Source organism: Methanoculleus sp. UBA208 (assembly GCF_002498065.1).
GTDB lineage: Archaea > Halobacteriota > Methanomicrobia > Methanomicrobiales > Methanoculleaceae > Methanoculleus.
This window is the reverse complement of record NZ_DAFZ01000082.1, coordinates 775-26,220: the sequence shown is the minus strand read 5'-3', so window position 1 is coordinate 26,220 and position 25,446 is coordinate 775. Positions and strand designations below refer to the sequence as shown.

The window sequence follows — 25,446 nt, the reverse complement described above, 5'->3', positions numbered from 1 at the left end:
GAACCCCGCCTCGCCGGGCTACTTCCGTGACGTTCGGGTAGATGTAGTCTGCACCTGGCATGGCAATCTGCCATGGCGGGAGTGGTACAAAAACGTTGGGGATCTCCGATCCCTCCCGCGGTCTGACCCCCGCAGCCCCGGGTGAGGCCCCCGGGAATACCACCGACACGATATTGATAGGTCCGGAGGTCACTCGTGGTTATTGAGGACCTGCGGACAGACGAACAGAATGTCCACGGGGGCGTGGATGTAGGAGCAGTAGGTGCGCGCGGGGTCGTAATACATGCACGAAGCGCACGCGGACCGCTGCGGCCGTCTCCCTTTTCCCAGTGCCAATCCGCCTGCCGCGGCATCGCTTACCGTATTCCTGTCCCGGTCGGGCGCTTCGAGACATTGAGCGCCGGTATTACTCTTCAGCGGATCGATGTTGTTGTGCGGATTCATGTCGTACCCTTAGATGCTCTCTGGCTGACAGACATTTATTGCGTCGATGAAGATTCACCCGACCGATGAAATCTCAGGGGCCTGGAGGTCGGTATCCTGTGTCTGCGATATAGAGGGCGTTCTGCAGCCCTTTGCCTGCCGGAACTCGAAACAGGGGGTTAGAGCACCGGAGCGGTGCGAACGGCACCCTGGATCAGATCGAAAGATATGGCACTGCGAGGGTGAGCAGGTAAAGAGTTACGGCCAGCACGATGAACTCTCCGTCCGTGAACAATTCAAAGAAGAGTTTCTCCGTCCCAAACCGCTGGAAGCACAGGAGGTATCCCTGAGCGTAGACCATGCCTGCAGCCAGCAGCAGTGCCGAACAGAAACCCGGCAGGGACCCCCCGGCGAGCACCAGCGCGGCCCCGATGCTTACGTTCATTCCCGTGAGGAGAAGGAGCGTTTTTTTGGTGCCGAGGATCGTCGGGATCGTTCTGACTCCCGATGCGGCGTCCCCCTCTACGTCACGCAGATCATAGACCACAGTGTTCGTGAAGATCTGCTGAAAGAAGAAGACGCCGACGATGCCGGTGGCGGCACCCGCCGGAATGGCGGCGTGGCAGACCGGCAGGAGAGCCGGGGGGACGGCCCAGGAGAACGCTACGACAAGGCTTTTCATGACGGGCACCTCTTTTAATCGCCGAAACCCGAATCGGGCGGGGAAGAGCGGTACGCTGTAGACGATCCCGGCGACCAGGGGGATGGTCGTGACGAGCAGGCTGCCGAGCCCCTGAAGAGCGGCGAGGCAGAGGGCGACGACGTAGGCGCAGATCGCGGAACGGAAGAGGACGGATCCGTACCTTTTCGTGAAAGCATACCGTTCCGTGTGATTTATGGCGTCCTCGTCCTCGTCGGTCTTGCGGTTGAGGTTGTAGACGGCAAACACGGCAAGCATCAGTATTGCCGCGGCAACCGGATCGAAGGGGAGGGCCTGCAGGTAGCACGAGATGTACACCATCGCCGCTATCATGGCAGAGGTGTACAGGGAGCTGTAAACGAGGAGATCGATGACGATCTGACAGGCTGGTTGGATAGGGTTGGTGCGATTTTCAAATCCGAACATGGAGTGTTTTTCAGAGAATCGGTGAATATTTATTGCGCCGATGAATATTCATCAGTCCGATAAACGCTGCGCTCGAACGTAGTGTTCCGGCAGGACTGAGGGGGTATGAGTGGAGCACCCGCCGCTACCGGTGTGTTTATGCCACGCCCCTCCATCGGGCGCCGGGCAATTGGAATCCGGAAAAGGGACTATCGGGGTATCTCCAGTAACCTGGAGTCCGCTTTGTAGTGCTGGAAGAGCCTCTCGCCCCAGGAGACCGCCGCCGCGTCGGTGCCGACGAGATCCGTGCTGGCGTCGTACCTGTCCGTATCACGTCTGTACAGGCCTAACGATAGATATCCGTCGGTCACCGTCAGTCCCAGGCGAACCGGCGAGGGGGAGGCGTATATTTTGAAATCGGCATACCCCTTCAGGGATTCCAGCATAGTGCTATACGGTGCGTCGGCCAGCCTTTGGGCGAGTTCCGTGGAGACGACGAGTTCCGCGGTTTTCCCCTCCTCAACCGCCTCTTTAATCGCGTCTGCAAGGAGCGGGCTCATAATCGACGATACGCCATGGATCCACGATGCTTGCCTGAGTATGGTTGAAAATGTTGCATACACGACAAAGATGTCCTCTTCAACGTTCTTTACTACTTCCGTATGGTACAGGCAGTCCAGATCGTTCAACAGTTCGGGGGGTATGCCCTCGATCTCGTGTTCGATCCAGAAGTCCCGGTGGCGCTGGAGCACCCCCATGAGCGTCGCCACCCGCTCAATCCGCGGTTCGACGAGCCTGCCTATCGGGGTGAGCGCATAGTCGCCCCGTACCGATTCGACGTAATGCAGAGCTTCAAGATGCCGGATCTTCGGGATGAGCGCCTGCGACGAACTTCCCGTGATATCCCGAAGGGTTGAGAGAGATTTGCGCCCGCTGCCGAGGGCAATCAGTACCTGCGTCAACAGCCTCGACCGGAAGATTGCCTGAAGGTCGCCGTGGAACTCGTTATAGATCTCGAGAGGGGATACTCCTTTCATTGCTCTTACAGTTAAGTGGTGCCGGTCGACGCATATCACCCTTTCCATTCCTGCGCGTTTATACCGCCCGGCATTCCTTCACTCTATCGGACCGCCTGCCCGCTTGCCCGGGACGGCTGGCGTGCTGCTCGCGGAATCTTCCTGTCCGACCTCAGCACACTTATATCCTGGCGCCCGATATCTGTGGAGAGGCACATGTCGTCCACATCTGGGTACCTGATCCGTATCGCACTCTGTGCATGCACCATCGCCTGCATCATCATTGCAGGCTGCTCTGTCCCCACCGGGCAGCCGGAGATCGGCTCCGATCTATCCGGTGATCTCGTCGTCCACTTCATCGATGTCGGGCAGGGCGATTCGATCCTGATCGAGTTCCGCGACAGGACCATGCTCATCGACGCCGGCGAGCGCGGGATGGGAGAGCGCGTCATCGCATACCTCGAGGAGAGGGATGTCGAGCGGCTCGACGTGGTCGTGGCGACCCACGCGCACTCCGATCACATCGGCGGCCTTGCCGACGTCGTCTCCGCCTACCCGGTCGGCCGGTTCGTTGATGCCGCGCAGCCGCACCCTACCGCGACCTACGAGAACCTGCTCGTTCTGGTCGAGGAGCTGGGGATACCGTATACGGCAGCGGAGCGCGGGCAGGCGATTGCCCTCGATCCCGACCTCGAGATCCTGATCTTAAACCCGACCCCGCAGCCGCTCGGCGACATAAACGAGGATTCCGTCGTCCTGAAGATGACGTACGGGGACATCTCGTACCTCTTCACGGGCGATGCCGGGAATCCGGCAGAGGAGAGCATGGCGGAGGCCGGCCTCGACCTCGACGCCGATGTCCTGAAGGTCGGCCACCACGCGAGCCGGTACGCATCCTCGGCGGAATTCCTGGCTGCGGTCAGCCCTGCGATCAGCGTCATCCCGGTCGGTGAGGGGAACGACTACGGCCACCCCCACGAGGAGGCGCTCGAACGCCTCGAGGCGACGGGTTCGCGCATCTACCGGACCGACCTTGACGGGACCGTCATCGTCGCCACCGACGGCCAGGCACTTACCGTTACGGCCGGCGGGGCACCCGCCGCCACCGTGACAGCCGGGGCAACGACAACGGCCCCGGCCCCGACCGCCCCCTCTTCCGGCGTATACATCGCCGATCTCGACCTCCGGGACGAGCGGATCACCGTCACGAATGCAGAGGAGACAGCGGTCAACCTCACCGGCTGGACGGTCACCGACGAGGGGACGCGCAACACCTACACCTTCCCGATCTTCACCCTTGACGCGGGCGCAGACGTCACCGTCCACACCGGGACGGGCAACGACACCGCGACCGACCTCTACTGGGGCCGGGAGACCCCGGTCTGGAACAACGACGGCGACCTCGCCACGCTCGCCGACGCGAACGGCACGGTCGTCAGCACCATGGAGCGGTAGCCATGCAGGATGAATCGGCCTTCCGGGTGAGTCTCGACCGGGTGGAGGAGGGGCTCGCCGTCCTCCTCCTCCGCGAGGACGAATCGGTCCGCTTTACGCTCCCCCGCTCCCTCCTCCCCCCGGGTGCCCGGGAGGGCGATATCCTCATGATCGCGATCCGTCGGGATGTCGCGGAGACGGAGGAGGCGAGGCAGAGGGTAGCGGAGAGGATCGAGCGGCTGCGGAAGCGGAGTGCTGAGTAGCCCCCACTCTTTTATACCCTATCCCTCCTTACGAAAGCACCGATGCAAAACCGGTGCGACGTGGTCGTCGTCGGTGCGGGCCCCGCCGGCAGCACCGCCGCCCGCTACGCGGCGAAGGGCGGCCTCGACGTCCTCCTGATCGATAAACGGAAGGTGATCGGCGTCCCCGTCTGCTGCGGGGAGTTCAACGCGTCACCGGAGGTCCTCGCGAGTGCGCTCCCGAACGCCCCCGGGCTCGATGAACTCTTCCCCGTCGACCCCGGGCTGATCCGGCGGAGGATCCGGAGCGCCGTCGCCGTCTCCCCCGGCGGCCGGGAGTACGAGTTCGATCTTGGCGGCTACACCGTCGATAGGGATGCGTTCGACCGGCACCTCGCGGATGCGGCCGTCCGTGCGGGCGCCGTGCTCTCGCCGGATACGAAGTTCCTCGGCCGGGAAGGCCGCCGGGTCAGGACCAGCCGGGGCGACGTCGAGGCCGGCGTCGTGGTCGCCGCAGACGGCCCGCTCTCCCCGGTCTGCCGCTCGGCCGGGATGGAGAGGAGCGCCGTCCTCGCCCCCGCCATAACCTGCCGGGTGGAGGGGGAGTTCGGCGACCGCCTGAAGCTCTTCTTCGGGAACCGCGTTGCCCCGGGAGGGTATGCCTGGATCTTCCCGAAACAGGGTTGTGCAAACGTCGGGCTCGGCGTGCAGCGGAAAGGCACCCCGGTCCCCGTCCTCCTGAGAGCGTTCCTCTCGCAAAACGGATTTGCCGCCCGGGAGATCCAGGCGGGGTTCGTGCCCGTCTCCGGCCCCATCGGCGAGACCGTCCGCGAGAATGTCCTCGCCGTCGGCGACGCCGCGGGTCACGTCGTCGCCTCCAACGGGGGTGGGATTGCACCTGCAATGCTCTGCGGGCGGCTCGCCGGGCTTGCTGCGGCACGCCACCTGCTGGACGGCGAGCCCCTCGGAGCCTATGAGCGGGAATGGCGCTCGGCGATAGGCCGGGAACTTCTCGCCGCCGCAAGAACGAAGAGGATGGCCGACCGGGTTCTCGGCTCCGACTTCCTGCTTGAGAGTGCCATGAGCCTGCTCGGCGGCCGCGGTATTCGGAACGTAATCGTCTTTGGCGGCCTCCGGGGGCGCTGACAGGTGCCGGGCTGCGTGCCCGGCAGATAGGGACCGAAATCATTATCTTTCCCGGGTGACCCCTCACCCCATCCGGAGGTGATTGGATTGGTCGATGTGGTCAAACTTGACGGTAGAAGAGAGCCGTTCGTGCGGGAGAAGGTAACCGTGAGTGCGCTTAAGTCCGGAGCGCCGCCGGAAGAGGCCAGGGCGATCGGGGAAGCCATCGAACGGGTCGCCTACGACGGGATGCCCTCCGGCGAGATCCGGCGGCGGGTGCTCGAGCAGCTCCGCGACCGAAACCCGGAGTGGGAGGAGAACTGGCTCATGTACGACCGTGCCGTGAAGAAACGCGGGGTGGAGGCGGCTGCCGGAATTCCCGCCCGCTGATCTCGTCTCTTTTTCTATCGGGGTTCGATGCCGCAATTTTAAGCGGTTCGGCATGAGGCGGCGCCCTCCCTGCATGCAGCAGGCCCGGATTCCCCATGATTGGGCGCGTATCCGCCGGAACAGGACGGTCGCCCGCCCGCTTGCATCCGGCCGGTGCGAAGGTATATCTACTGATCCGCGCCCATATTAGTCTTGTATTGCCCTATGGTGCCTGGAAATCGGATAATAAGGGCGGCTATTAAATGGCCGCTTTCGGTTCCGTCACGTAACCCGGGCACGTTCGGCAATCAGCATCAGCAGATTGGCACGATGTCCCACCCGCTCTCTAAACGTTCCCGGATTGCACGGGGAACCCGCGGCGTGGGCACGCCAGCAGGCGATATGTATGCCGACAAGCGACTCAGAAGACGATACACCCTCAAATAGTAACCAAACAGAAGGAACAAAGATACTCCTCGCCGATCCGAAGACCGCGATCCTCCGGTTGTCTCTGCCGATGATGATCGCAATGACCCTCATGACCCTCTACAACGTCGTAGATGCGTTCTGGGTTTCGGGCCTCGGTGCAGACGCTCTTGCCGCCGTCGGGTTCTCATTCCCGCTCTTCATAATAACCATCGGGCTAGCGAGCGGGCTCGGCACCGGGGGGGAAGCGGCTCTCTCGCGGATGATCGGCGCCCGCGACAGGGACGGCGCGAGCAGCGTCGCCATGCACACCATCCTCCTGATGACCGTCCTTGCCGTCACCGTCACCGTCCCGCTCTCCCTCTTCGCCGGGGACCTCTTCGTCCTCATGGGGGCGGGCAGCGCTGCCGGCCTCGCCGCCGGGTATGCCCGGATCCTCTTTATGGGGACGTTCGCCCTCCTCTTCGGCGAGGTCGCCTACGCGCTCATGCACGGGGAAGGAGACGCAAAACGGACCATGTACGCCATGGCGGCGGGAGCGGTGGCAAACATCGCCCTCGACCCGGTCCTGATCTACACGCTCGATATGGGGATCGCCGGCGCGGCATGGGCGACCATCCTTGCCGAGATCGTCGCCGCCGTCCCCATGGCCTACTGGCTCTTCGTGAAGCGGGACACCTACGTCTCCCTCCGCCTCCGTGAATTCTCGCCTGACCCCGCAGTCGCGCGGGACATCCTCCGGGTCGGCCTCCCCGCCGCAGCCGAGCAGCTGGCCCTCGCACTGATGGCACTGATCCTGAACGGCGTCATCGTCGTGATATCGAGCACCGACGCCGTCGCCGTCTACTCGGTCGGGTGGCGGGTCGTGAGCATCGGCTTAACACCGATCCTCGCCATATCGTCGGCGGTGGTCGCGGTCACCGGCGCCACGTACGGGGCCCGGGCGTATGCGAAGATGGAGTCCGCACTCCGTTTCGCAGCGAGACTCGGGCTCGGCATCGGTCTCGGCCTTGCTGCCGCCACGTTCGCCTTTGCTCCCCGGATTGCCGCAATCTTCACGGCATCGGGCGACGCCGCCGGGATCGCCCCGGAGTTGACGACGTACCTCCGGGTCATGAGCCTCGTCTACCCCATGGTCGGGTTCGGGCTCTTCTCGGCGTCGTTCTTCCAGGGGACGGGGCTTGGCGCACGCTCTCTTACGATCACTGTCCTGCAGAACGTCGTTCTCTCGATCTTCCTGGTCCGGGTATTTGCAATCGAACTCGGTCTCGGCCTCTCCGGCGTCTGGTGGGGGGTTGCCGCAGGGAACGCGATCGGCGCGATGCTCGGGTATGTCTGGGCCCGCCGGTATTCGGCAGAGCTCATCGTCAGACAGGCTGCAGCGGCTGCGGCGTGAAACCCCCGGGTGTGAGGAGATCAGTCCTCATACCCGTCGGCTCCGCCATGCACCACTTCGCGCAGCGTGAACCGGAAAGCTGCCCCGAGGTCAGGTCTCCCCTCCACCCGGTCCTCAACCCAGATCCGGCCGCCGTAACGCTCGATGAGCATCCCGACGATGTAGAGACCGAGCCCTTCCCCGCACCCCCCGTTCCTGCCCCGGCTGAAGCGGTGGAAGATTGCCTCTTTCATCTCGTCGGGGATGCCGGGGCCGGTATCCTCCACGGTCACCACCACCGTGTGGTCCTCTTCGGGATAGTCCTCCACCCGGATCGCGATCCCGGCGCCCGGGCCGCCGAACTTGACGGCGTTCCCGATGAGGTTCGCAAAGACCTCAGGGAGCAGGTCGTCGGCCCAGACCTCCGCCGACGTATCCTCGAAAGAGATGCCGGTCTCCGGGGCACGGGCGAGCGACGCCCTGATCACGGGGCTGAGGTGAACCGGTTTAAGGTCGGGGGGCTCCTGGTGAATGCGGCGGATGGTCGAGACGTTCTGGAGGATGCCGGTGCTTTTGCGGACACTTTCCTTGAGTTTCCTTGCATACTGCGCGACGTCTCCCTCCAGCACATCAAGCAGGAGGTCGCAGTAGAGGTTCGCGACGTTCTCCGCGTTTTTGATGTCGTGGGTCATGACGTCCAGGTAGAGGTTCGTCTCGCGGTGGGCTGCCTCCAGCCGCTTGTGGAGCATGCTCCGGAGGACGCCTGAGCCGATCTCCCTCCCGATCGCCTCGAGAAGGCGGCGTTCCTCGTCCCGGATTCCTTCCCTCTTCCTGCTCCCGAGAAAGAGCGCACCGACCACGACCGACTCCGCGAGGATCGGGATGCAGGCGAGGGCACAGACCCCGAGCGATGAAAGGATCTCTTCCTCGATCGTCCCTCCCTCGCCTCGCAGTTCGAGATAACGCGGCTGCCCGGCTATGAAGACGAAATTCCAGGGCCAGTGATGGACTTTGATGGCCCTGTTGCGGGCGAGGTAGGTCTTCGGGACGGCGTGGTGGTAGCGCGTGAGCGCCAGTGTCCGCTCCGGATTTAAGAGGTAGGTCAGTCCCAGGTCGAAATCGAGCAGCTCCAGGGTCTTTGAGAGTGACGTTTCAAGCAGTTCGTCGAGCGAGAGGGACGACGCGGATACTCCCATGATCTGGTTGAGGATCAGGAGTTGCCTGTTCGAGGAGAGCAGCCCTTCGTCCGTCGGTTTCCGTTCGGTGACGTCCCGCATGCAGAGCACCCACATCCCCGCGAACGGTTCCTGCTTTATCTTCCTGCTGGAGTAGACGATCCGCCGTTCTTCTCCCCGGGGGTTCTGCACCTGGAGGTCGAGACCGGGTGTCTCGCACCCGTCGCGCACCGTGGCGAGGAGCCGCCCGGCCTCTTCTCCCTCCTGAAGAAGCGGCACCAGGTGTATATCGAGAACCTGGCCGGCATCGAACCCCAGGACGTCCTCCTCGCGTGCCGAGAGGATATCCATGGCGTAGGTGTTTGCCCAGGTCACCTGCATATCCCGGTCGAGCACGAGGGTGCCTACGCCGGGCTCGTCAAGGATATGAAAAGTCTCTCTTAATCGGGTAGATCTCGAATCCACTCTACACATATGAGTATCTTGCCCCCTTGAGGTTATTATCTTGTAAAAATTATATAAACAAATCATATCCCTGGTAATAAGTGATTTGCGGTGAAAGGCCCGGCCTCAGCCGGATTGCCTGCAGTTTCCCCGGCTACGCAAACACGTCCATGGGCATGCAAAAGGCCGTTCCCGGCCTTTTGTATCACGGCCTCTCACACCCGCTGCTCCTCCCTCGCCGTGGAGGGGAGCGCACACCCTTGCGTCTCAACCGGGGGTCCGGGTCTGCAGATCCCTAAAGAAGTCCTATCCGGCGAAGTGGCGGTGAGAGCGACGTCATATGGCCCTGGATGTAAACCGTCTCGCGGGGATCGGCGCCCATCGCGAGCGCCAGGAGCTCGGTTATATGAAGCACCGGCACCCCCATGTGGTCGTACACCAGTTCGCACCCCGGGCAGTCGACGACCATCATGTCCAGGCGGTGCTGCATAAAGTCCTGATGAACGAGCCGGTTCAGCCGTGAAAGTTCCAGGGGCCGGCCCCTCTGGTGCCGATCGAAGAGGTTCTTGACCCCGCCGCAACAATACTGCTCCATCACACTTCTTGTGACCCTCGCCCGGTAACCGCCGCGAGGTTCTGCAGCCCCGGCGGGATGGCGAGGGTGCCGTTCATCTTCCGGTAATGGCAGCTGACATGCACCCCGACGCGCAGCCCCGAGAGCCGCGTCTCGACGAGCCTTCTCAATTCGTCGAGGTAGAGGGGGTAGAGATCGAGGACGTTTGCCACTGAAAACGTTCCCGGGTCGCTCACCTCCCGCCCGATCCGGCCCAGCGCCTCGTTCACCACCGCCCTGTTGGCGCTCCCGGAGAGCAGTTCCAGTGCGGCCGTATACGAGTCGCTGCAGGTCGGGCAGATCCCGGTGACGGGGACGTCGCCGCCCGGGTCGACCGTGTCCCGGATGACACTGAGGTTCCGGGCGGTGAGGAGCAGCCGGTCCGCAAAGCCGGCGCCGCCCATGTAGTGCGGGGCACCCCCGCAGCAGGTCTGCGAACTCGAGGTCTTATACCGGACGCCGAGCGCGGTAAGGATCTTTTTCTGCGAGAGGTCTGTTCCGGGGTAGTTGAAGGCACAACAGGAGTTGAGGTGGAAGACCTGGTCCGGACGGGTGAGCGGGCGTTTCTGCGCGGGATGTCCGGGCGGGGAGAAGACCGATGCCTTGAGGGGGTGGAGCAGCAGCCTCCGGACCTCGTCGATTGCCCTGCTATCCACCGGATACGGGTACCGGACGGCTTTTGCGACGAACTTCCTGAACCTGCCCCTGCTGACGTAGACCGGGAGAAACGCCTGAGGGGGGAGGCCCCCCCGGTCGAGAAGCATCTTTCGAAAGATCGGCTGCAGGTGTTCTGTTTCGTATACGGCATTGATGATGCCGCCGATGCTGACGGATCGCGGGCAGGCGGTTTCGCAGGAGTAACACTGGACGCAGTCTGAGAGGTTGAGCTCCGGGCGCCTGCCTGCCTGGAGTGCCGCGGTCACCTTCCGTGCAAGGTAGCCCGGGTCCCCGTTCGCTCCGGGATCGTTGATTCGTGCCGGGCAATACGGCGTGCAGGAACCGCATGCGTTGCAGATCTGGAAGTTCCGGAACCGCGGGTCCTCTTCGTGCAGCAGCCGGTGGATGACCCCCTCAGTGATCGCGTCCCGGATCACATCCTGGTCCGGCTCGGGGAAGGCTCTATCGAGCATGGCTGATCCCTGCGCCGCCCGGATACGCATGCAGCCTGCCCGGAGGGTGGTATGGCCTGGGGCAGGCCCCTCCGTGCATGTGAGAACACGGGGTCAACTCTCTCCCGGGAGAGTAAGCGCAGTTGAGACTAAGAGTGTTGCACCAGCGGTGTCGATCCATTACTTCCCCCCTTCCTGATAACGTCGCGGGGTAATCCTCTTGCGGCGACTACTTAATGGTTTGGATGGGGAGATTCACACGGCGCCTGCGGGGTCGACGGGCCCTGGCGGCTACCGGTTCCTGCCTGAGGCGGCGGTTACACATCCCCGGGCCTTCGGAAGGCGGAGAGCGTCGAAAATCAGCCGGAGGCGGTGTTTTCTGTCCTGCACCGGGATGCGCTCATTCTCCGCCTCTTCACGGGTGAAAAAGAGAGGGTTAAAGGTTTTCAAGCCGTTTGTTCACCATGTCCCAGTTCACGACGTTCCAGAACGCGTCGATGAACTGACCCTTGTTGTTCCTGCGGTCGACATAATAGGCGTGCTCCCACATATCGAGCACCATCAGGATCCGGAACGTGGGGTAGACGTGATTGTTGTGCTTCTCGATCTGCATGATCATGGGGCGGTTCGTCATGGTGCAGTACGCGAGTGCTGCCCACCCGGATCCCTCGACGCTTGAAGCAGCTTTCGTGAACTCGGCCTTGAACCGGTCGAAGGAACCCCATTCCTGGTCGATCCGATCCGCAAGGGCGCCGCCCGGAGTCCCGCCGCCGCCCTTCCCGGCCGGCGCCATGGTCGGCCAGAAGAGGTCGTGCAGGACGTGGCCGCCGATGTTGAACGAGAGTTCCTTCAACAGCGCTTTCATATCGACTTCGGTGCCTTCCTGCCGCGCCTTCTCCAGTTTCTCAAGATCGGCGTTCGCCCCGGTCACGTAACCCTGGTGGTGCTTGTCGTGATGCAGGGAGAGCTGCTCCTTTGAGATATGCGGCTCGAGAGCATCCGGCGCATAGGGCAGGGGCGGCAGTTCATACTTCTTCAACGGTGCGGTTGCCATCTTCTGTACAGCCATAGGTATCACTCGTCAGAGAGGAAAGCGATCTATTTCATAGTGTCGGTGGCCGGCGGCCGTGCGGCATACTGCCTCCGTTGCACCTTCAGCCGCCGTGAGCCGTCCGGATGCCCGGATTCGGGCCGATCCGATCATGCCCGCATGCAAGGCACCTTGAGGGGATTAAAGGCGGTTACTCTCAGCAGATGAGGAATATCAGCATAGGCCGTTCTGGAATTCCAGAGGGCTGCGGCGCCGGCATGTCCGTAACCTTTAAGTAAGTCGGTATGATGGATGGTATCCGAACTGCCTCGCACATGCCGTTGCACCCGGGCCGGCTTACGGAGACCTTACAACCACGAGGCATCCCTGCACGATACCATCAAGACGGCGGTGGACCTCCATGAAGACTGCAGCACGTATCTCACTCTTTACCGCCACGCTCATGGTGCTGCTCACGTTCGTCCTCCTCCGGGACCTGTCCCTCATACTCACCGGTGCCGGGTGGAGTCTTTTTGCGAGAGTCCTCTCCCTCTTCCTGGTCGGCGTAACCGCGTTCGGGGTGATCCAGTTCGTGAGCTACGCCGATCACCTCCTGCGGTCGCTCTATGCATATGCGGAACGTCCCATTGCACCGCAGGAGACGGGCGCGTCGTCCTGCCGTGTCGCAGTCTTCATCCCCGTCTACAACGAGGAGCCCGGCGTGGTCGAGTCCTGCGTCCGGGCATGCACGGCGATCTCCTACCGGGATGTCTGTATCTTCCTCCTGGACGACTCCACGGACACACGAAAACGTGCGTCGATGCAGGATATCTCCCGCCGGTATAACCTCCGTTACCTCCACCGCAACCACAGGAGCGGTTTCAAGGCGGGAGCGATCAACCATGCCCTCCCGCTTCTCGACGGCGATACGCCGTACCTCCTGGTCATCGACGCCGACCAGAGGGTGAAGCCGTCGATCCTCGCCGATCTCATTCCGATCCTTGAGGCCGACCCCACCGTATCTTTCGTCCAGACCCCCCAGTTCTTCCGCTCGGAACCCCACGACCCGATAAGCGTCACGTTCTCCTACCAGCAGCATATCTATAACAAGCACGTCTGCAGGGGGCTCTGCGTCAACCGTACCGCCATGCTGACCGGCTCGAACTGCATCTTCCGGGTGAGTCACCTTGCTGCCATCGGAGGGATGGACGAGGCGTGCATCGCCGAAGACATCGCCACTTCTTTCACGTTTCATCTCCGGGGATGCCGGGGGATCTTCCTCGACGCCGTATACGCGGAGGGCATCGCGCCGCCGAACCTCGCTGCGTACTTCACGCAGCAGTTCCGCTGGGCATACGGGAACACCCAGCTCCTCGGGACCATCCTCCGGCAGTTCGTGGTGCAGCCCGGAAGCATGACCGCGCTGCACTGGCTCGAGTTCCTCGTGACCGTCTCCATCTATCTGCTCGGAGGGGTGAACCTGGCGCTCTTCCTCCTCCCCGTCGCCACGTTGATCTTCGGTATCCCTATCCTCCCCGTATGGCTCCCTCCGGTCTTTGCCGTGGTGCTTGCGGTGGTGATCGCGATCCAGGTCATCATCAGCATCCGCGAGCGGCAGTACTCCCTGCGCGACCTCGCTTTCTCGCAGGCTATCTTCAACACGCTCGCTTTTGTATACGCCCGGGCAATCTGGTATGCCGTCTCCGGGAAGCGCCTGCCGTTCGTCGTGACACCGAAAGTGGTTCTGCGGTCCTCCGGCCGGTCCCGGGTCAGGATAGCGCCGGTCCTTCTCGTGATTGCGGCCGTCCTGGTATCGATGGCTATCGGTGTCGTGCGGTTCGTCGCGGGAGGGCCGGATTCCGGCACGGCAATCCCGCTCTTCTGGGCCTGCTACACGCTCGCCGTCCTCTCGTCGTTTCTGGTGGTCTGGCACAAGGACGGCATGCGAATGCCCGGGGGCGGTATAAACTGACCGTTCCGGAATAAAGGCGGCGGGACGAATCAAAAAGGGTGATCGTTTCGGGAGAGGCCTTACCTGAACTTCTGCCAGAGAATTCTTCCCACCACCCGGAAGGTGAAGTCGAGTTCCTCGAAGATCGGGATGCCGTTCTCCTTGAGGATCTTGCGGCCCCGCTCCATGGAGTCGCCGCCGAGCAGCGTCCCGACGATCATGTTCCCGGTCTTCTCCGAGAACCGGATGATCTGGTTTGCCAGCTGCTCTGAGCCGATGACGAGGTTCGGGAATCCGACCACGAACGCGATGTCCCAGCAGTCCTGGTGTTCGGCGAGCACGCTGAAGACCTGCTCGAACCGCTTTTCGTTGGCGTCGCCGAGGAGGTCGATCGGATTGCCCTTGTTCCAGAAATCGGGCAGGAGATCGTTGAGTTCCCCGAGGACCTTCGGCGGCAGGCCGATCAGGTCGATGCCGTAGCGTTCGGCGTAGTCGGAGGAGAGTACGGAGAATCCGCCAGCGTTCGTGATCACGACCGCCCGCTTGCCGCGGGGGTAGCCTTTCGGGAGCGCCAGCATCTCCGCGACCTGGAACGCGCCGGTCAGGGTGTGGACGGGGATCACGCCGGACTCGCGGAAGGCTTCCATGTAAACGTCGTACGACCCTGAGAGCGAACCCGTGTGGGACGAGGCCGCCTGCTGGCCTCTCGCTGAGGAACCGGACTTGATCGCCACGACGGGCTTGGACTTCGAGACCTCGCTGACCACCTTCATGAAGGTCCTGCCGTCCTGGATCTCCTCGATGTAGAGGATGATGCCTTTGGTCTTTTGGTCGCGCTCCACGAACCTGAGGTAATCGATGAAGTTGAGGTCCGCCTGATTCCCTACCGAGACGACGGCGGAGAACCCGATGTCCTGTGCGATGCTCCAGTCGACGACCGTGTTGATGATGGCGCCGCTCTGGGAGATGAAGGCGATGTTGCCGGGTTTGGGCGATTCGTGGACGTAGGTGGTGTCGATGCCCTTCGGGGGAATGATCATCCCGAGGCAGTTCGGGCCCACGATCCGCGTGCCGTAGCCCTTTGCGATCTCGAGGACCCGGTCCTCGAGCGCCTTTCCTCCCTCTCCCGTCTCCCGAAAGCCGGCCGTGATGATGACCGCCATCGCGACTCCCTTCTGCCCGCACTCCTCGATCACGCCCGGCACGTGGTTTGCCGGGACGGTGATGACCGCCATATCGACGGGGCTCGGGATGTCAAGGATGGAGGCATACGCTTTGAGCCCCTGGATCTCGGAGCGCTTGTTGTTCACCGGGTAGAGTTGCCCCGGGAAGTGGAGGAGGTTGTGCATCACGGCGTAGCCCATCTTCCTGGGTTCAGACGACGCGCCGATGACTGCTATCGACCGGGGCGTGAAGTACTCGATCGGTACGAACGGCCGCTCCTTCACCGTCTTTTCGACCGCTTCGTCGTCGACGAAGATCCGGGCGTCGACGATGCAGGCCCCGGACTCATACAGCCTGACCGGGTTGATGTCGAACTCCACGACGTTGGTATTCTCGGCAAAAAAGCAGTTGATGGCCCACATGACTTTCATGAGGGTCTCTTCGTCTCTCGGCTTCATCCCCCGGTAGCCCTGGATCATGGGGTAGCCGTGGATCTCTTGGACCATCTCCCGGACCGCCTCCTCGGAGACCGGGAGGATCCGCAGGGTGACGTCCTTCATCAATTCGACGAGCGTGCCCCCAATACCGAAGGTGAGCACCTTGCCGAACGCCGGGTCGGTCTTCCCGCCGATGATCAGCTCGAGCCCCGGCGCCGCCTGCTGCTCGACGATGACGCCTTTGATCTCGGCTTCGGGGTTATATGCCCGCGCATTCCCGACAATCTTGTCGAACGCCTCCTCAGCGGCCTGTTTTGACGAGATACTGACGATCACGCCGCCCGCGTCGCTCTTATGGACGATCTGGGGCGAGTGGATCTTCATGACGACCGGAAAACCGATCTTCTCCGCCGCTTTGGCCGCCTCGGCAGCGGTCTGGACGATTGCATGATCGGGGACCGGTACGCCGTACTGTTTCAGGAGATTGTACGATTCAAATTCGCTCAGCATTCTCTTTGCCATGATTGTCTCCTCATGTTGTGGACGCCTCTTCGAGCATCTCTATGTTTCTGTGGTTTGTGTTCTCTGACAGGTGAACCGTCTCCTGGAAGTTCAAACCAATAAGTAAGAATGTACCTTACAGCGTGGGTTTCACACCCTTTTTATAGAATTTGCATCGATTTAACATGATAAATCGCCGGAAAGAGTTTTTATGGCGTTAGAATGCCGTTGTTGCTTCCCCGGACCGTCCCATACCCGGGTCGCCCCGCGATGATATCGCTTTCCGTGCAATCGAGGTCTCGTCGGTGATCGGGAGTTCGATCAGCGCCCGTATGATCGCTTCGACTTCCCGGAGGTTCTCCTGCATCGATGCCGAGAGGAACGCTCCGCGGTAGAGTTCGAGGGCGTTGATCGCCGTGGTTGCAAGGGGCAGCCCTTCCTGCTCCATCGCCTCGAGTGTTCTCATCGCCTCCGGGTCGTGCCGGATCAGGTCGACGAGCAGGGACGTGTCAAGCGTCGGCATCGAAGTCGACCTCTCGCATCGAAGATTTTCTCATCTCGCGCGAGGCTTCCGCGACTGAGGCGGCCAGCGCGGGGTTTGGCCCGAATTCTTTGAGGATCTCCGAGAGTTTCTTCTTCGGCGGGGTGTACTTCAGGATCACTTCGGAAAAGCTCATATTCGAGGGCCCTTTTAGCCGTGAAAGCCTCTCGTATGCGTCGTCACTGATACTGATTGTCCTGGTTCCCATACCTGTGTGTGTATGTGCATGTATTTAGATCCTCCCGTCGCAGGAAGGGCCTCCTCAGAACCTCACCAGCCCCCGCCTCCCGATCGCCGTCCACCCCAGAAGACACGCGACCCCGGCCGCCACGTTGATCGCCCCGAGGCTGAAGACGAGGTTGCTCCCGTCGAGGAAGACCAGGATCATCCCGGCGCTGCCGAAGACGAGGCTTGAGCAGTTGATCAGGGCGGATGCGGACCCGGTGTCCTCCTTCTGCTGGTCGAGCATCAGGAACGCACCTCCTGGTCGCACGCAGCTTGCCATCAGGGAGGCCGGGAAGAGGGCAAGGGCAAGGACCAGGGGGCCAAGGCCCCCGAAGAGGCAGACAAGTGCGCCTGCGGCAATCATGACGGCAAACCCGGCTCCGACGATCGACCTGCGGCCGAAGTGCCGGGAGAGCCAGAGGTAGAAGAACGGGCCCGATATCAGGGCGACGGCATTGAGGGCGAAGTAGAAACTGTACCACTGCTCCGAGAGGCCGAACCCGTCCTGGTAGATATACGAAGACGCGGAGACGAACGCTAAGGAAGCGGTGCTCACGAGCGAGAATACGATGAGAAGCGAGGCAAAACCGGGGTTTTTAAGCACGGCCCCGAGCCTGCGGACGGACTGCGTCAAGGTGCCGGCATACCGCGAGGGCACGGTCTCTTCGAGGAGGAGGCCGCCGGCCATCGAGACGATGCCGATGAGGGCGAGCGTCGCAAAGAGGCCCCGCCACGAGGTATAGGGAAGCATGAACGCCCCGAGAACCGGGGCGACGGCGGGCGAGATGACGACCATGGACTGGACGAGCGCGAGCACCGACTCCCTCTTTCGCCCGTCGTAGACGTCTTTGACCATCGCCATCGCGACCGCGGAGGCGGCGCTGCCCCCTACGGCCTGGAGGATGCGGAAGAAGATCAGGACCGGGATATCCCACGATGCGGCGCATGCGGCGCTTGCGGCGATGTAAAGGGTAAGTCCGACCAGGAGAACGGGCCGTCGCCCGTACCGATCAGAGAGCGGCCCCCAGAAGAGCAGCCCGAGACTGAAGAAGAGAAAGAAGAGGATCAGGGTCAGGTTGGTGAGGGCGGCGGAGACGCCGAAGTAGTCTCCCATGCCGGGAAGGGCGGGGAGGTAGAGATCGGTCGAGAGCGGGACGAAGGCGGAGAGCAGTGCAATCAGGACGATAAGGCCCTTATCACCAAGATATTTCTGGGATTTTTGGGCTCGGTCGGGGGAATGATCCATGAGGCATCTCGACTGCGTTGCGGGAATCAGACAAGAACAGTATGCTGCTATGGGGATTCGAACCCCAGTCGTAGGAGTGAGAGTCCTACATGATTGGCCGGTCTACACTATAGCAGCGCATTGCACCAACGTGCTCTAAATTATTGGCTTTTATCATATTTAAACCTGTCTCGCGCTCCGCCGTACCCGGTCCTGCCGGCAACAACGCAATCGGAACGTTATACGGGCAGGATTTTTCCCCTGGCTTCCTGATTTTCATCACAGACACCAATAAGTAGCTTCCCATCAAACATGTACAGGCAGCAATGAGCAGTGTCGAAGAGCAGATACGGGAAATAGAGGACGAACTCAAAAAAACACCGTACAACAAGGCGACCTCCAAGCACATCGGCCGCCTCAAGGCGAAACTCGCGAAAATCCGTGACGAAGCGGTAGCCCGGGCCATGGCCTCTGCGGGAGGAGGCGAGGGCTACTCCGTGAAGAAGTCGGGAGACGCCACCGTCGTCCTGGTCGGTTTCCCGTCCGTCGGAAAGAGTACGCTGCTCAACAGGGTCACCGGCTCGGATTTAAGCGAGACGGCGTCCTATGCCTTCACGACCGTCTCCGTGATCCCGGGCTCGATGGAACACCGGGGCGCGAAGATCCAGATTCTGGATATCCCCGGCCTGATCGCCGGGGCCGCCATGGGCAAGGGCCGCGGGAAAGAGGTGATCGCCGTCGTGCGGAGCGCCGATCTGATCCTCGTTCTCGTCGACGTCTTCAACGAGAAGCATACGGACGTCCTTCTCCGCGAGCTCTACGACGCCGGCATCCGGATCAACCGGGAAAAACCCGATATTACCATAAAGAAGGCCGGCTGCGGCGGAATCAGGCTGAACACCGTCGGTGCCGTCGATCTCGATGTCGAGGAGATCCGCTCGATCCTCGCGGAGAACAAGATCGTCAACGCGGACGTTCTGATTCGCGAAGGAGTCACCCAGGACGACTTCATCGACGCGATGATCGGCAACCGGGTCTACGTCCCTGCGTTCATCGCGGTCAACAAGGTCGACCTTGTGGACGAAAAGACTGGTGCGGAGATAGAGAAAGAACTGGCCGAACGGTTCGGCGAGCCCCCCATCATGGTCTCGGCGCACAGCGGCCACCGCATCGAAGATCTCAAGGACGCCATCTTCGAGAACCTGGGGTTCATGCGGGTCTACTTAAAGCCGGTCGGCGGTCCCGCGGATATGGACGAACCGCTGATCATCCGGAGCCCGGCGACGGTCGAGGACGTCTGCAACCGCCTCCACCGGGACTTCGCCGACAAGTTCCGGTACGCAAAAGTCTGGGGCGAATCGGCCAAGCACGACGCTCAGCGCGTCGGCCTCACCCACAAACTCGCGGACGGGGACGTCCTCACCGTCGTCACCCGCCGCTGACCGCTTTTTCAAGGACAGGGAGAGGCGCATCGGTCTTTATCGCCGTTCCCGAGTAGTGCGCACGGCTCGCCCGGTAGCCGAGGGCTACAAGCCGCTCGATGACGGTTTCGATCCCGCCGGGGGAGACCCGCAGGCGTTTTGCGATGACGTGGTAGTCGTAGTGGCTCGAGGTGTCGAGTTCCTGCCGGCAGGTCGCGAGCAGCCGCCCGATCCGCGCCCCGGTTCCGGCCGTGACCGACGCCAGGCCCTCCTGCATCGCGGCAAGCGTCCCGTCGTCGTTTATCCCCCCCGTCCAGAGAGGGCCGACCGGCACGAGGTCTGCGCCGCAGAGCGGGCACCCCTCCGGTTCGGGGAGCATCCCGGCCTGCTCCGTTCTGTAGAGGCAGTGAGGGCACTGCATCACGTAGCCAAGCCGCGCAAGCGCCCGGTCGGCCGCCGCCGCCCCGTACCGGAGCCTCAGGTGCAGGCGGTGGAAGTGCTCGTGCGCGTAGCAGAAGAGGGGTTCCACCCCGCGGTCGTACTTGATCACCTCGCGCACCACAAACCCCATCAGCGTCCGGAGACCGACCTCGGCATGGTACTCGGTGTTCCGGGGCCGGGAGAAGTAGCGGCGCATACCGGCCTTGAGGTGCGCCCCGCAGAGCGGGGCGGTGTCGGTGGCGGTGACGAAGAGGTAGTTTCCGGCGCTCCGGGCCGCGGAATCGACGAACGGTGCCGGTGTCCCGAAAGGGTCGAGGTCGACGGCATCGAACTTCCTTCCGCTCATCAGCACGTTCGCGTCCCCGTGGGTCACCTCGGCGGCAAGATCCAGCGCCTCCACGTTTTGCCGGATCAGATCGACCGCCTTCGTGTTCCAGTCGTTGATCGTCACCGGAATCCCGACTTCATGTGCCACTCGAAGCCCCCGGACGCCGGACGCCCCCATGGCGTCGAGATAACTCTCCGGGCGCAGGACGGAGAGCAGGAGGACGGTGGTATCCCTGTTCAACTCCATGCGCGAGTTGTAAAAGACCGGGCCGCTTCCCGGCGGGAACTGGAGATGAGGATCCTGCCTGGGCACAAAAAACCGGGTTTTCCCCTCAGTAACCTCAACAACATCCATGCTTCCGGAAAAGGTGGATGCTCGATACCCTTATACCTTCTCATGAGTAATATTTTTACTCCAGTGTATGGGCTTGTGGCCTAGCCAGGATATGGCGTCAGCCTCCTAAGCTGAATGTCGGGGGTTCGAATCCCCCCAAGCCCGTCGTTTTTCCGAATACCGCTTCCCGGGACCTCTGGTTATTTATCTTCCGCCCGAGAACCTAACTCATCGAGAATGAGCGCTTCCGCCTTTATCACGATTACCCGCCCGCACAATGCCGTTGTTGCCGGCCTTACCGCGCTCATCGGATACCTTATCGCCACCGGGACGCTCACGCCGCCGTCGCTCCTGCTGGCCGTGGTCGTCGCGCTCATCACCGCCGGCGGGAACGTGATCAACGACGTTTTCGATGTCGAGATCGACCGGATCAACCGGCCCAAAAGACCCATACCGGCAGGAGAGATCGGCCTTGCCGGTGCAAAGGCGTACACTGTGGCGCTCTTTGCCGGCGGGCTTCTCGTCGCCACCCTGACGACGGCGCTCTGCTTTGCGATCGCCCTCATCAACGCGGTGGTCCTGGTCGCGTATGCCGTCCGGCTGAAGCGGACCCCGGTCCTCGGCAACGTGGCCGTCGCCTACCTGACCGCGAGCGTCTTCCTCTTCGGCGGCGCGTTTGCGGGGGTAGAGGGGCTCGTCCAGAACCTTTCGCTTGCGGCGATCACGTTCCTTGCGACCATCGCGCGGGAGGTCTTGAAGGACGCAGAGGACGTGGACGGCGATGCTGCGGGGGGCGCACGCACCCTTCCCATGATCGTCGGCGTCCGGAAGACGGGAGTGTTCGCGTTCGCCTGTGCCTGCGCTGCCGTGCTCGTGAGCATCCTCCCCTTCGGCGGCTGGTGGGGCCCCTTCTACCTCGCCGGCATCGCGGTCGTGGATCTCGTCATCCTCTTCGGGGCCTCCCGGGGTCTTAGATGCACGACGCCGGGCTGTGTCCGGGAGTCCCGGGCGACATCGATCCTGCGGGCAGGCATGTTCGCCGCGCTTGCGGTCTTTGCGGTTGCCGCGGTGATATGACAAGCGAAGATCCTCGAGCACTTGAACGCCCATATTAGAGAGCCCGGTTTTACCGCATCGTCCTCATCGACCGGGACAACCGCCCGGTACGGCCTCCCGACGTTCGGAATACCCACTGATAATTTTATCTGGTTACGGGCCGAGTTGTTATCCAGGAGATCTTCATGAAAGTTTACCGGCACGGGGACACATACATAGCACCGAAAGGTTCCTTTTTTGACGGAAACGTGAAGATAGATGGAAATTTCATCACCCCTCCGGAGACGCACATCTGGGGCAATGTAATAGTTGCCGGCCGCCTCGAACTCGGGCCGGGTTCAACGGTCGGCGGTTCCATCGAGGCCAGGAGCATCGTCGTCGGACACGATGTCCGGATAAAAGGGCCGCTCCGGGTCCTGGAGACCGCCACCATCTGCGACAACGCATGCCTCCATTCAATTCAGGCGGGGGGAAACATCACCCTCCGGCCGGGTGTCAGCGTCGGCGATGTGAACAGCACCGAGACGATCTTCGTCTACGGTAAGGTCACGAGCGAGCGCCTATTCGGCAGGGCCGTGAAAGTCTACGGCACCTGACGGGGATCTGATGCCGAGCAGGGCGGCATCCCTCACCGCGGTCCAGTCCGCTATCGTCTCCACGCACCCGTCTTTTACGTTCACGACACCGATAGCGATGATCCCTATCCGATCGGACATATCGATCCCGTCTTTTACCTCCATGAGGCACCCGACGCCGATGATCGCCTGCGGATGGTATTTCTTAACCATCCGCTTTATGAACGTCGAGCCCGGGACGATGAAGACGCGGTATCCAAGTTTCTCAAGCCACACCGTGTTCTCCCCGACCGAACAGCGGCCGCAGTTGCGGCATTTGAGGCCTTCCGGCGTCAGGTTCGCCGGACACTGCGCCGACCGCAGGCACTGGGGCAGGAAGATCGCCCGCTGCTCCACAGGAGTCTCGGAGAAGGCCTGTGTGTTCATGGTGTTTCGAAGCGTGATGAAGAACGTGACGAGGTCCTTGTCGTCCAGTCCGAGGAGCTTGCAGAACGCCTTCACGAGCCCCTCCAGGAGGACCATGCCGGGTATCAGAATCCTTGGTAAGTAGAACTTCCCCCTTGTGATCGAGGCGGCGGCGATGATTGCGAGGGCTACCGCGGCAAGCAGCATCCCGAGGATGAGGAAGAACGTAAACTCCCCGATGATGGTCATCAACTGGACCCAGATCCCGGAATCGAAGAAACTCATGGTCTGGTCCCCCGCTCTTTGACAAGCCGGAAGGATTCGGCGTACGGCGGCCGGAGAACCCCGATCTCGGTGACGATGGCGTCGACGAGGTCGAGCGGGGTGGCGTCGAAGGCGTAGTTGAGCACCTTCACGTCGTCGGGCACGAGCATTCGATCGCCGCAGTAAGCGAGTTCGGAGCGGTCGCGCTCTTCGACGGTGATCTCCTCCTCCGTCCGGGCAAGGTCGAACGTGGAGACCGGCGCCGCAACGTAGAACGGGATCTTATGGTGATGAGCGGCAACGGCGTGCATATAGGTTCCGATCTTGTTGAAGACCGCATCCTTTGTGATCCGGTCCGCGCCGACGATGACGAGGTCGATCTCCCCCCTCCGCATCAGGTATGCCGCCGAAGAGTCGGGGATGAGGGTCACGTCGATCCCATCCCGGGCGAGTTCCCAGCAGGTGAGCCGGGACCCCTGGTTCAGCGGCCGGGTCTCGCAGGCAATCACCCGCACGCTCTTTCCTGCCGCAACTGCCGACCGGATCACCCCGAGCGCCGTTCCCCAGCAGCGGCAGGCAAGCGCTCCCGCGTTGCAGTGGGTGAGCACCGTGCACCTCTCCGGGAAGAGCTCTTCGCCGAACGCGCCGAGCCTCCGGCAGGTCAGTTCGTCCTCTTCGGCGACGGCGTTCGCCTCGGCGACTGCCAGGGCCTTAGCCTCCGCGACCGATGCGGCCATCGCCACCTTCCGCTGCACGCGTTCGATCCCCCAGGCAAGGTTCACCGCGGTCGGGCGGGTGCTCCTGAGGAGATCTGCGGCCCGGCCGATCTCGCCCGAGAACCGCTCAAGATCCGTCTCGCTGCTCCGGGCGGCCGCGAGCGCCACGCCCATCGCGCCGGCGATCCCGAGCGCCGGTGCTCCCCGGATCTCAAGCCTCCCGATCGCCCGGGCGAGGTCGTCGACGGTTGCGCACCGCATCTGCTCGTAACGGCCGGGCAGAAGGGTCTGATCGATATAGACGATGCATTCGGTCTCTGCATCCCACGCGATGGTGTAGGGCTCTTCCCTCTCCGGCATGCTCATCCCGCCCTGATCGCGTCGAGATACGCCCGCATCGCCGCCGCCCCGCCCATGGCGACCGAGTCGGGGATGTCCCTCGGCGCGGTGGCAGTTCCCGCCACGTAGATGCCGGGCCTCACCGTGAGCACGGGGCCGGTCTTCTGGTCGGCAACCGCGAAGAACCCGGACTCTTCCTGCGGGAGACCGAGCATCCGGCCGACTCCCTCCGCTCCTCCGGCCGCTTCGAGCCCGACGGAGAGCACCACCAGGTCCGGGTGGAACGTCTCCACCTCGCCGGTCTCCGTGTTCTCCGCGACCATCATCAGGTGATCGTTCTCCTCGAGCACCTCGCCCGGGAACCCGCGGACGAACCGGACCCCGAGACCCCTCGCCCGCTCGTAGTACTCCTCGTAACCCTTGCCGTATGCCCGGATGTCGTTATAGAAGACAGTGACCTCGGTATCGGGGTTCTTCTCCCGGATGAGCATGGCGTTCTTCATCGCGTACATGCAGCAGACCCCGGAGCAGTAGGGACGGCCGACGGAGATGTCGCGGGAGCCGACGCACTGGACGAACGCTATGCTCCGGGGCGCCTTACCGTTCGAGAGGCGTTTCAGTTTGCCGCCCGTGGGACCGCTTGCGTTGATCATCCGCTCGAACTCGAGGCTCGTGATGACGTCGGGGATGACGAGGTAGCGGAGTTGCGCCTTGTTTTTGGCGTCGAACGTCGCATAACCGGTCGCGACGACGATGCTCGCCGCCTCTATCTCGACCCGGTGCTCCTCGTCCTCGCGGAGGATTGCCTCTTTTCCGCAGACGTCGTAGCAGAGTCCGCACTCGATGCAGTGCTCCTGGTCTTTGACGACGATGTCGGGCACCGCCTGCGCGTGGGGCTTGTAGATCGCTTTCCGGACCCCAATGCCGGCGTCGAACCGGTTGTAGACCTCAACCGGGCAGATCTGAATGCAGTCCCCGCACCCGTTGCACTCGTCCTCGATGATGTACCGGGGGTGCTTTTTGACCCGGACGCGGAAGTCCCCCACCTCTCCCTCGACCGACTCGACCTCGGAGCAGGTGTGGATGGTGACATTCGGGTGCCGGGCCACCTCAACCATCTTCGGAGAGAGGATGCACATCGAGCAGTCGTTCGTGGGGAACGTCTTGTCGAGCTGGGCCATATGGCCGCCGATGGTCGGTTCGCGTTCGATGAGATGCACGTGGATGTTATGGTCGGCAAGGTCGAGCGCTGCCTGGATGCCGGCAACCCCGGCGCCGATGACCACGACGTCAGCCATTTCGGTACCTCCCTGCAAGTTTGGCGTATTCACGCGCGTTGTGGAGGATGCCCTCCTGCTGCTCGGGCGTCGTCTCCCTGACCACTTTGCCGGGCACGCCGAGGACCAGCGAGTGCGGCGGGATCTCCTTTCCTTCGGTCACCACGGCGCCGGCGCCGATGATGGATCCCTCTCCGACCACCGCGCCGTTCAGGACGACGGCACCCATCCCGACGAGCACCCGGTCACGGATGGTGCAGCCGTGCAGGATGGCCCCGTGGCCGACCGAGACATCCGCCCCGATCGCGACCGGGAAGTTGGGTGTGGTGTGGACGACGGCGTTGTCCTGGATGTTCGAGCC

The 25,446-nt window shown here is 62.5% G+C and carries 25 protein-coding genes and 2 tRNA genes; 10 read left to right on the top strand and 17 right to left on the bottom strand.

Annotated features, from left to right (window positions below; all coding sequences use genetic code 11):
- Nucleotides 1-189 precede the first annotated feature (189 nt).
- From BRA62_RS08745 to BRA62_RS08735, 3 genes are all read right to left on the bottom strand, one after another.
- Complete coding sequence (locus BRA62_RS08745; RefSeq protein ID WP_292366185.1) at nucleotides 190-444, bottom strand: hypothetical protein; 255 nt, start codon at nucleotides 442-444, stop codon at nucleotides 190-192.
- 193 nt (nucleotides 445-637) lie between these two features.
- Nucleotides 638-1,549 (bottom strand): UbiA family prenyltransferase, encoded by a 912-nt coding sequence (locus tag BRA62_RS08740; protein ID WP_292366184.1) that lies wholly within the window; start codon nucleotides 1,547-1,549, stop codon nucleotides 638-640.
- Nucleotides 1,550-1,737: 188 nt separating this feature from the next.
- Entirely contained in the window at nucleotides 1,738-2,613 is an 876-nt protein-coding gene (locus BRA62_RS08735; protein WP_292366183.1) for a helix-turn-helix transcriptional regulator, read from the bottom strand.
- A 147-nt stretch (nucleotides 2,614-2,760) separates the two neighbouring features.
- Between BRA62_RS08735 and BRA62_RS08730 the strand changes: the two genes are divergently transcribed.
- From BRA62_RS08730 to BRA62_RS08710, 5 genes are all read left to right on the top strand, one after another.
- On the top strand, nucleotides 2,761-3,999 hold the full coding sequence (locus tag BRA62_RS08730) for an MBL fold metallo-hydrolase (protein ID WP_292366182.1): 1,239 nt from the start codon (nucleotides 2,761-2,763) through the stop codon (nucleotides 3,997-3,999).
- Between the two features lie 2 nt (nucleotides 4,000-4,001).
- Nucleotides 4,002-4,241, top strand: a complete 240-nt coding sequence (locus BRA62_RS08725; protein ID WP_292366181.1) for a DUF3006 domain-containing protein — start codon at nucleotides 4,002-4,004, stop codon at nucleotides 4,239-4,241.
- A gap of 42 nt (nucleotides 4,242-4,283) precedes the next feature.
- Nucleotides 4,284-5,366, top strand: a complete 1,083-nt coding sequence (locus BRA62_RS08720; RefSeq protein ID WP_292366180.1) for a geranylgeranyl reductase family protein — start codon at nucleotides 4,284-4,286, stop codon at nucleotides 5,364-5,366.
- Nucleotides 5,367-5,444: 78 nt separating this feature from the next.
- The gene (locus BRA62_RS08715; RefSeq protein ID WP_292366179.1) at nucleotides 5,445-5,735 is read left to right on the top strand and encodes an ATP cone domain-containing protein; all 291 of its coding nucleotides are present in this window, start codon (nucleotides 5,445-5,447) and stop codon (nucleotides 5,733-5,735) included.
- Between the two features lie 385 nt (nucleotides 5,736-6,120).
- A complete protein-coding gene (locus BRA62_RS08710; RefSeq protein WP_292366178.1) occupies nucleotides 6,121-7,536 on the top strand; it encodes an MATE family efflux transporter in 1,416 nt (471 codons plus the stop codon).
- A gap of 20 nt (nucleotides 7,537-7,556) precedes the next feature.
- On the opposite strand, the gene BRA62_RS08705 is transcribed toward BRA62_RS08710, so the two are convergent.
- The 4 genes from BRA62_RS08705 to BRA62_RS08690 form a co-directional block, all read right to left on the bottom strand.
- The gene (locus tag BRA62_RS08705) at nucleotides 7,557-9,155 is read right to left on the bottom strand and encodes a sensor histidine kinase (RefSeq protein WP_292366177.1); all 1,599 of its coding nucleotides are present in this window, start codon (nucleotides 9,153-9,155) and stop codon (nucleotides 7,557-7,559) included.
- A 274-nt stretch (nucleotides 9,156-9,429) separates the two neighbouring features.
- Entirely contained in the window at nucleotides 9,430-9,729 is a 300-nt protein-coding gene (locus BRA62_RS08700; RefSeq protein WP_292366176.1) for a hypothetical protein, read from the bottom strand.
- Nucleotides 9,729-10,877, bottom strand: coding sequence for a (Fe-S)-binding protein (locus BRA62_RS08695; RefSeq protein WP_292366175.1), 1,149 nt, complete (start codon nucleotides 10,875-10,877; stop codon nucleotides 9,729-9,731). The genes BRA62_RS08700 and BRA62_RS08695 overlap by 1 nt, the downstream gene beginning before the upstream one ends.
- A 415-nt stretch (nucleotides 10,878-11,292) precedes the next feature.
- The gene (locus tag BRA62_RS08690; protein WP_292366174.1) at nucleotides 11,293-11,925 is read right to left on the bottom strand and encodes a superoxide dismutase; all 633 of its coding nucleotides are present in this window, start codon (nucleotides 11,923-11,925) and stop codon (nucleotides 11,293-11,295) included.
- A 382-nt stretch (nucleotides 11,926-12,307) separates the two neighbouring features.
- On the opposite strand from BRA62_RS08690, the gene BRA62_RS08685 reads away from it, so the two are divergent.
- Nucleotides 12,308-13,858, top strand: a complete 1,551-nt coding sequence (locus BRA62_RS08685) for a glycosyltransferase (protein ID WP_292366173.1) — start codon at nucleotides 12,308-12,310, stop codon at nucleotides 13,856-13,858.
- Nucleotides 13,859-13,917: 59 nt separating this feature from the next.
- On the opposite strand, the gene BRA62_RS08680 is transcribed toward BRA62_RS08685, so the two are convergent.
- The 5 genes from BRA62_RS08680 to BRA62_RS08660 all read right to left on the bottom strand — a co-directional run bounded on the left by BRA62_RS08680 (nucleotide 13,918) and on the right by BRA62_RS08660 (nucleotide 18,068).
- Complete coding sequence (locus BRA62_RS08680) at nucleotides 13,918-15,960, bottom strand: acetate--CoA ligase family protein (RefSeq protein WP_292366172.1); 2,043 nt, start codon at nucleotides 15,958-15,960, stop codon at nucleotides 13,918-13,920.
- Between the two features lie 196 nt (nucleotides 15,961-16,156).
- Nucleotides 16,157-16,462: a type II toxin-antitoxin system VapC family toxin gene (locus BRA62_RS08675; RefSeq protein ID WP_292366171.1), complete on the bottom strand. Its 306-nt coding sequence runs from the start codon at nucleotides 16,460-16,462 to the stop codon at nucleotides 16,157-16,159.
- Nucleotides 16,449-16,688 carry an antitoxin VapB family protein gene (locus BRA62_RS08670; protein WP_292366170.1) on the bottom strand — a complete coding sequence of 80 codons (240 nt, stop codon included), beginning with the start codon at nucleotides 16,686-16,688 and terminating at the stop codon, nucleotides 16,449-16,451. The genes BRA62_RS08675 and BRA62_RS08670 overlap by 14 nt, the downstream gene beginning before the upstream one ends.
- A gap of 54 nt (nucleotides 16,689-16,742) precedes the next feature.
- Nucleotides 16,743-17,951 (bottom strand): Bcr/CflA family efflux MFS transporter, encoded by a 1,209-nt coding sequence (locus BRA62_RS08665; RefSeq protein WP_292366169.1) that lies wholly within the window; start codon nucleotides 17,949-17,951, stop codon nucleotides 16,743-16,745.
- Nucleotides 17,952-17,993: 42 nt separating this feature from the next.
- Nucleotides 17,994-18,068: transfer RNA gene (locus BRA62_RS08660), tRNA-Glu, on the bottom strand.
- A gap of 188 nt (nucleotides 18,069-18,256) precedes the next feature.
- Between BRA62_RS08660 and BRA62_RS08655 the strand changes: the two genes are divergently transcribed.
- The gene (locus BRA62_RS08655) at nucleotides 18,257-19,372 is read left to right on the top strand and encodes an OBG GTPase family GTP-binding protein (RefSeq protein ID WP_292366168.1); all 1,116 of its coding nucleotides are present in this window, start codon (nucleotides 18,257-18,259) and stop codon (nucleotides 19,370-19,372) included.
- Here BRA62_RS08655 and BRA62_RS08650 read toward each other — a convergent pair.
- The gene (locus BRA62_RS08650; protein ID WP_292366167.1) at nucleotides 19,359-20,474 is read right to left on the bottom strand and encodes a tRNA (guanine(10)-N(2))-dimethyltransferase; all 1,116 of its coding nucleotides are present in this window, start codon (nucleotides 20,472-20,474) and stop codon (nucleotides 19,359-19,361) included. The genes BRA62_RS08655 and BRA62_RS08650 overlap by 14 nt on opposite strands.
- Before the next feature lie 69 nt (nucleotides 20,475-20,543).
- Between BRA62_RS08650 and BRA62_RS08645 the strand changes: the two genes are divergently transcribed.
- From BRA62_RS08645 to BRA62_RS08635, 3 genes are all read left to right on the top strand, one after another.
- Nucleotides 20,544-20,618 (top strand) — tRNA-Arg (locus BRA62_RS08645).
- Between the two features lie 72 nt (nucleotides 20,619-20,690).
- Nucleotides 20,691-21,530, top strand: a complete 840-nt coding sequence (locus tag BRA62_RS08640) for a geranylgeranylglycerol-phosphate geranylgeranyltransferase (protein WP_292366166.1) — start codon at nucleotides 20,691-20,693, stop codon at nucleotides 21,528-21,530.
- A gap of 227 nt (nucleotides 21,531-21,757) precedes the next feature.
- Nucleotides 21,758-22,105: a polymer-forming cytoskeletal protein gene (locus BRA62_RS08635; protein ID WP_292366165.1), complete on the top strand. Its 348-nt coding sequence runs from the start codon at nucleotides 21,758-21,760 to the stop codon at nucleotides 22,103-22,105.
- On the opposite strand, the gene BRA62_RS08630 is transcribed toward BRA62_RS08635, so the two are convergent.
- The 4 genes from BRA62_RS08630 to BRA62_RS08615 form a co-directional block, all read right to left on the bottom strand.
- Nucleotides 22,070-22,774: a DUF116 domain-containing protein gene (locus BRA62_RS08630; RefSeq protein ID WP_292366164.1), complete on the bottom strand. Its 705-nt coding sequence runs from the start codon at nucleotides 22,772-22,774 to the stop codon at nucleotides 22,070-22,072. The two genes, BRA62_RS08635 and BRA62_RS08630, sit on opposite strands and share 36 nt — an antisense overlap.
- Nucleotides 22,771-23,829 carry an S-methyl-5-thioribose-1-phosphate isomerase gene (gene mtnA / locus BRA62_RS08625; RefSeq protein ID WP_292366163.1) on the bottom strand — a complete coding sequence of 353 codons (1,059 nt, stop codon included), beginning with the start codon at nucleotides 23,827-23,829 and terminating at the stop codon, nucleotides 22,771-22,773. Before mtnA ends, BRA62_RS08630 begins: the two co-directional genes overlap by 4 nt.
- Before the next feature lie 2 nt (nucleotides 23,830-23,831).
- Nucleotides 23,832-25,106, bottom strand: a complete 1,275-nt coding sequence (locus BRA62_RS08620) for a CoB--CoM heterodisulfide reductase iron-sulfur subunit A family protein (protein ID WP_292366162.1) — start codon at nucleotides 25,104-25,106, stop codon at nucleotides 23,832-23,834.
- A partial coding sequence (locus BRA62_RS08615; protein ID WP_292366161.1) for a gamma carbonic anhydrase family protein occupies nucleotides 25,099-25,446 on the bottom strand: 348 nt, incomplete at its 5' end. The genes BRA62_RS08620 and BRA62_RS08615, both read right to left, overlap by 8 nt.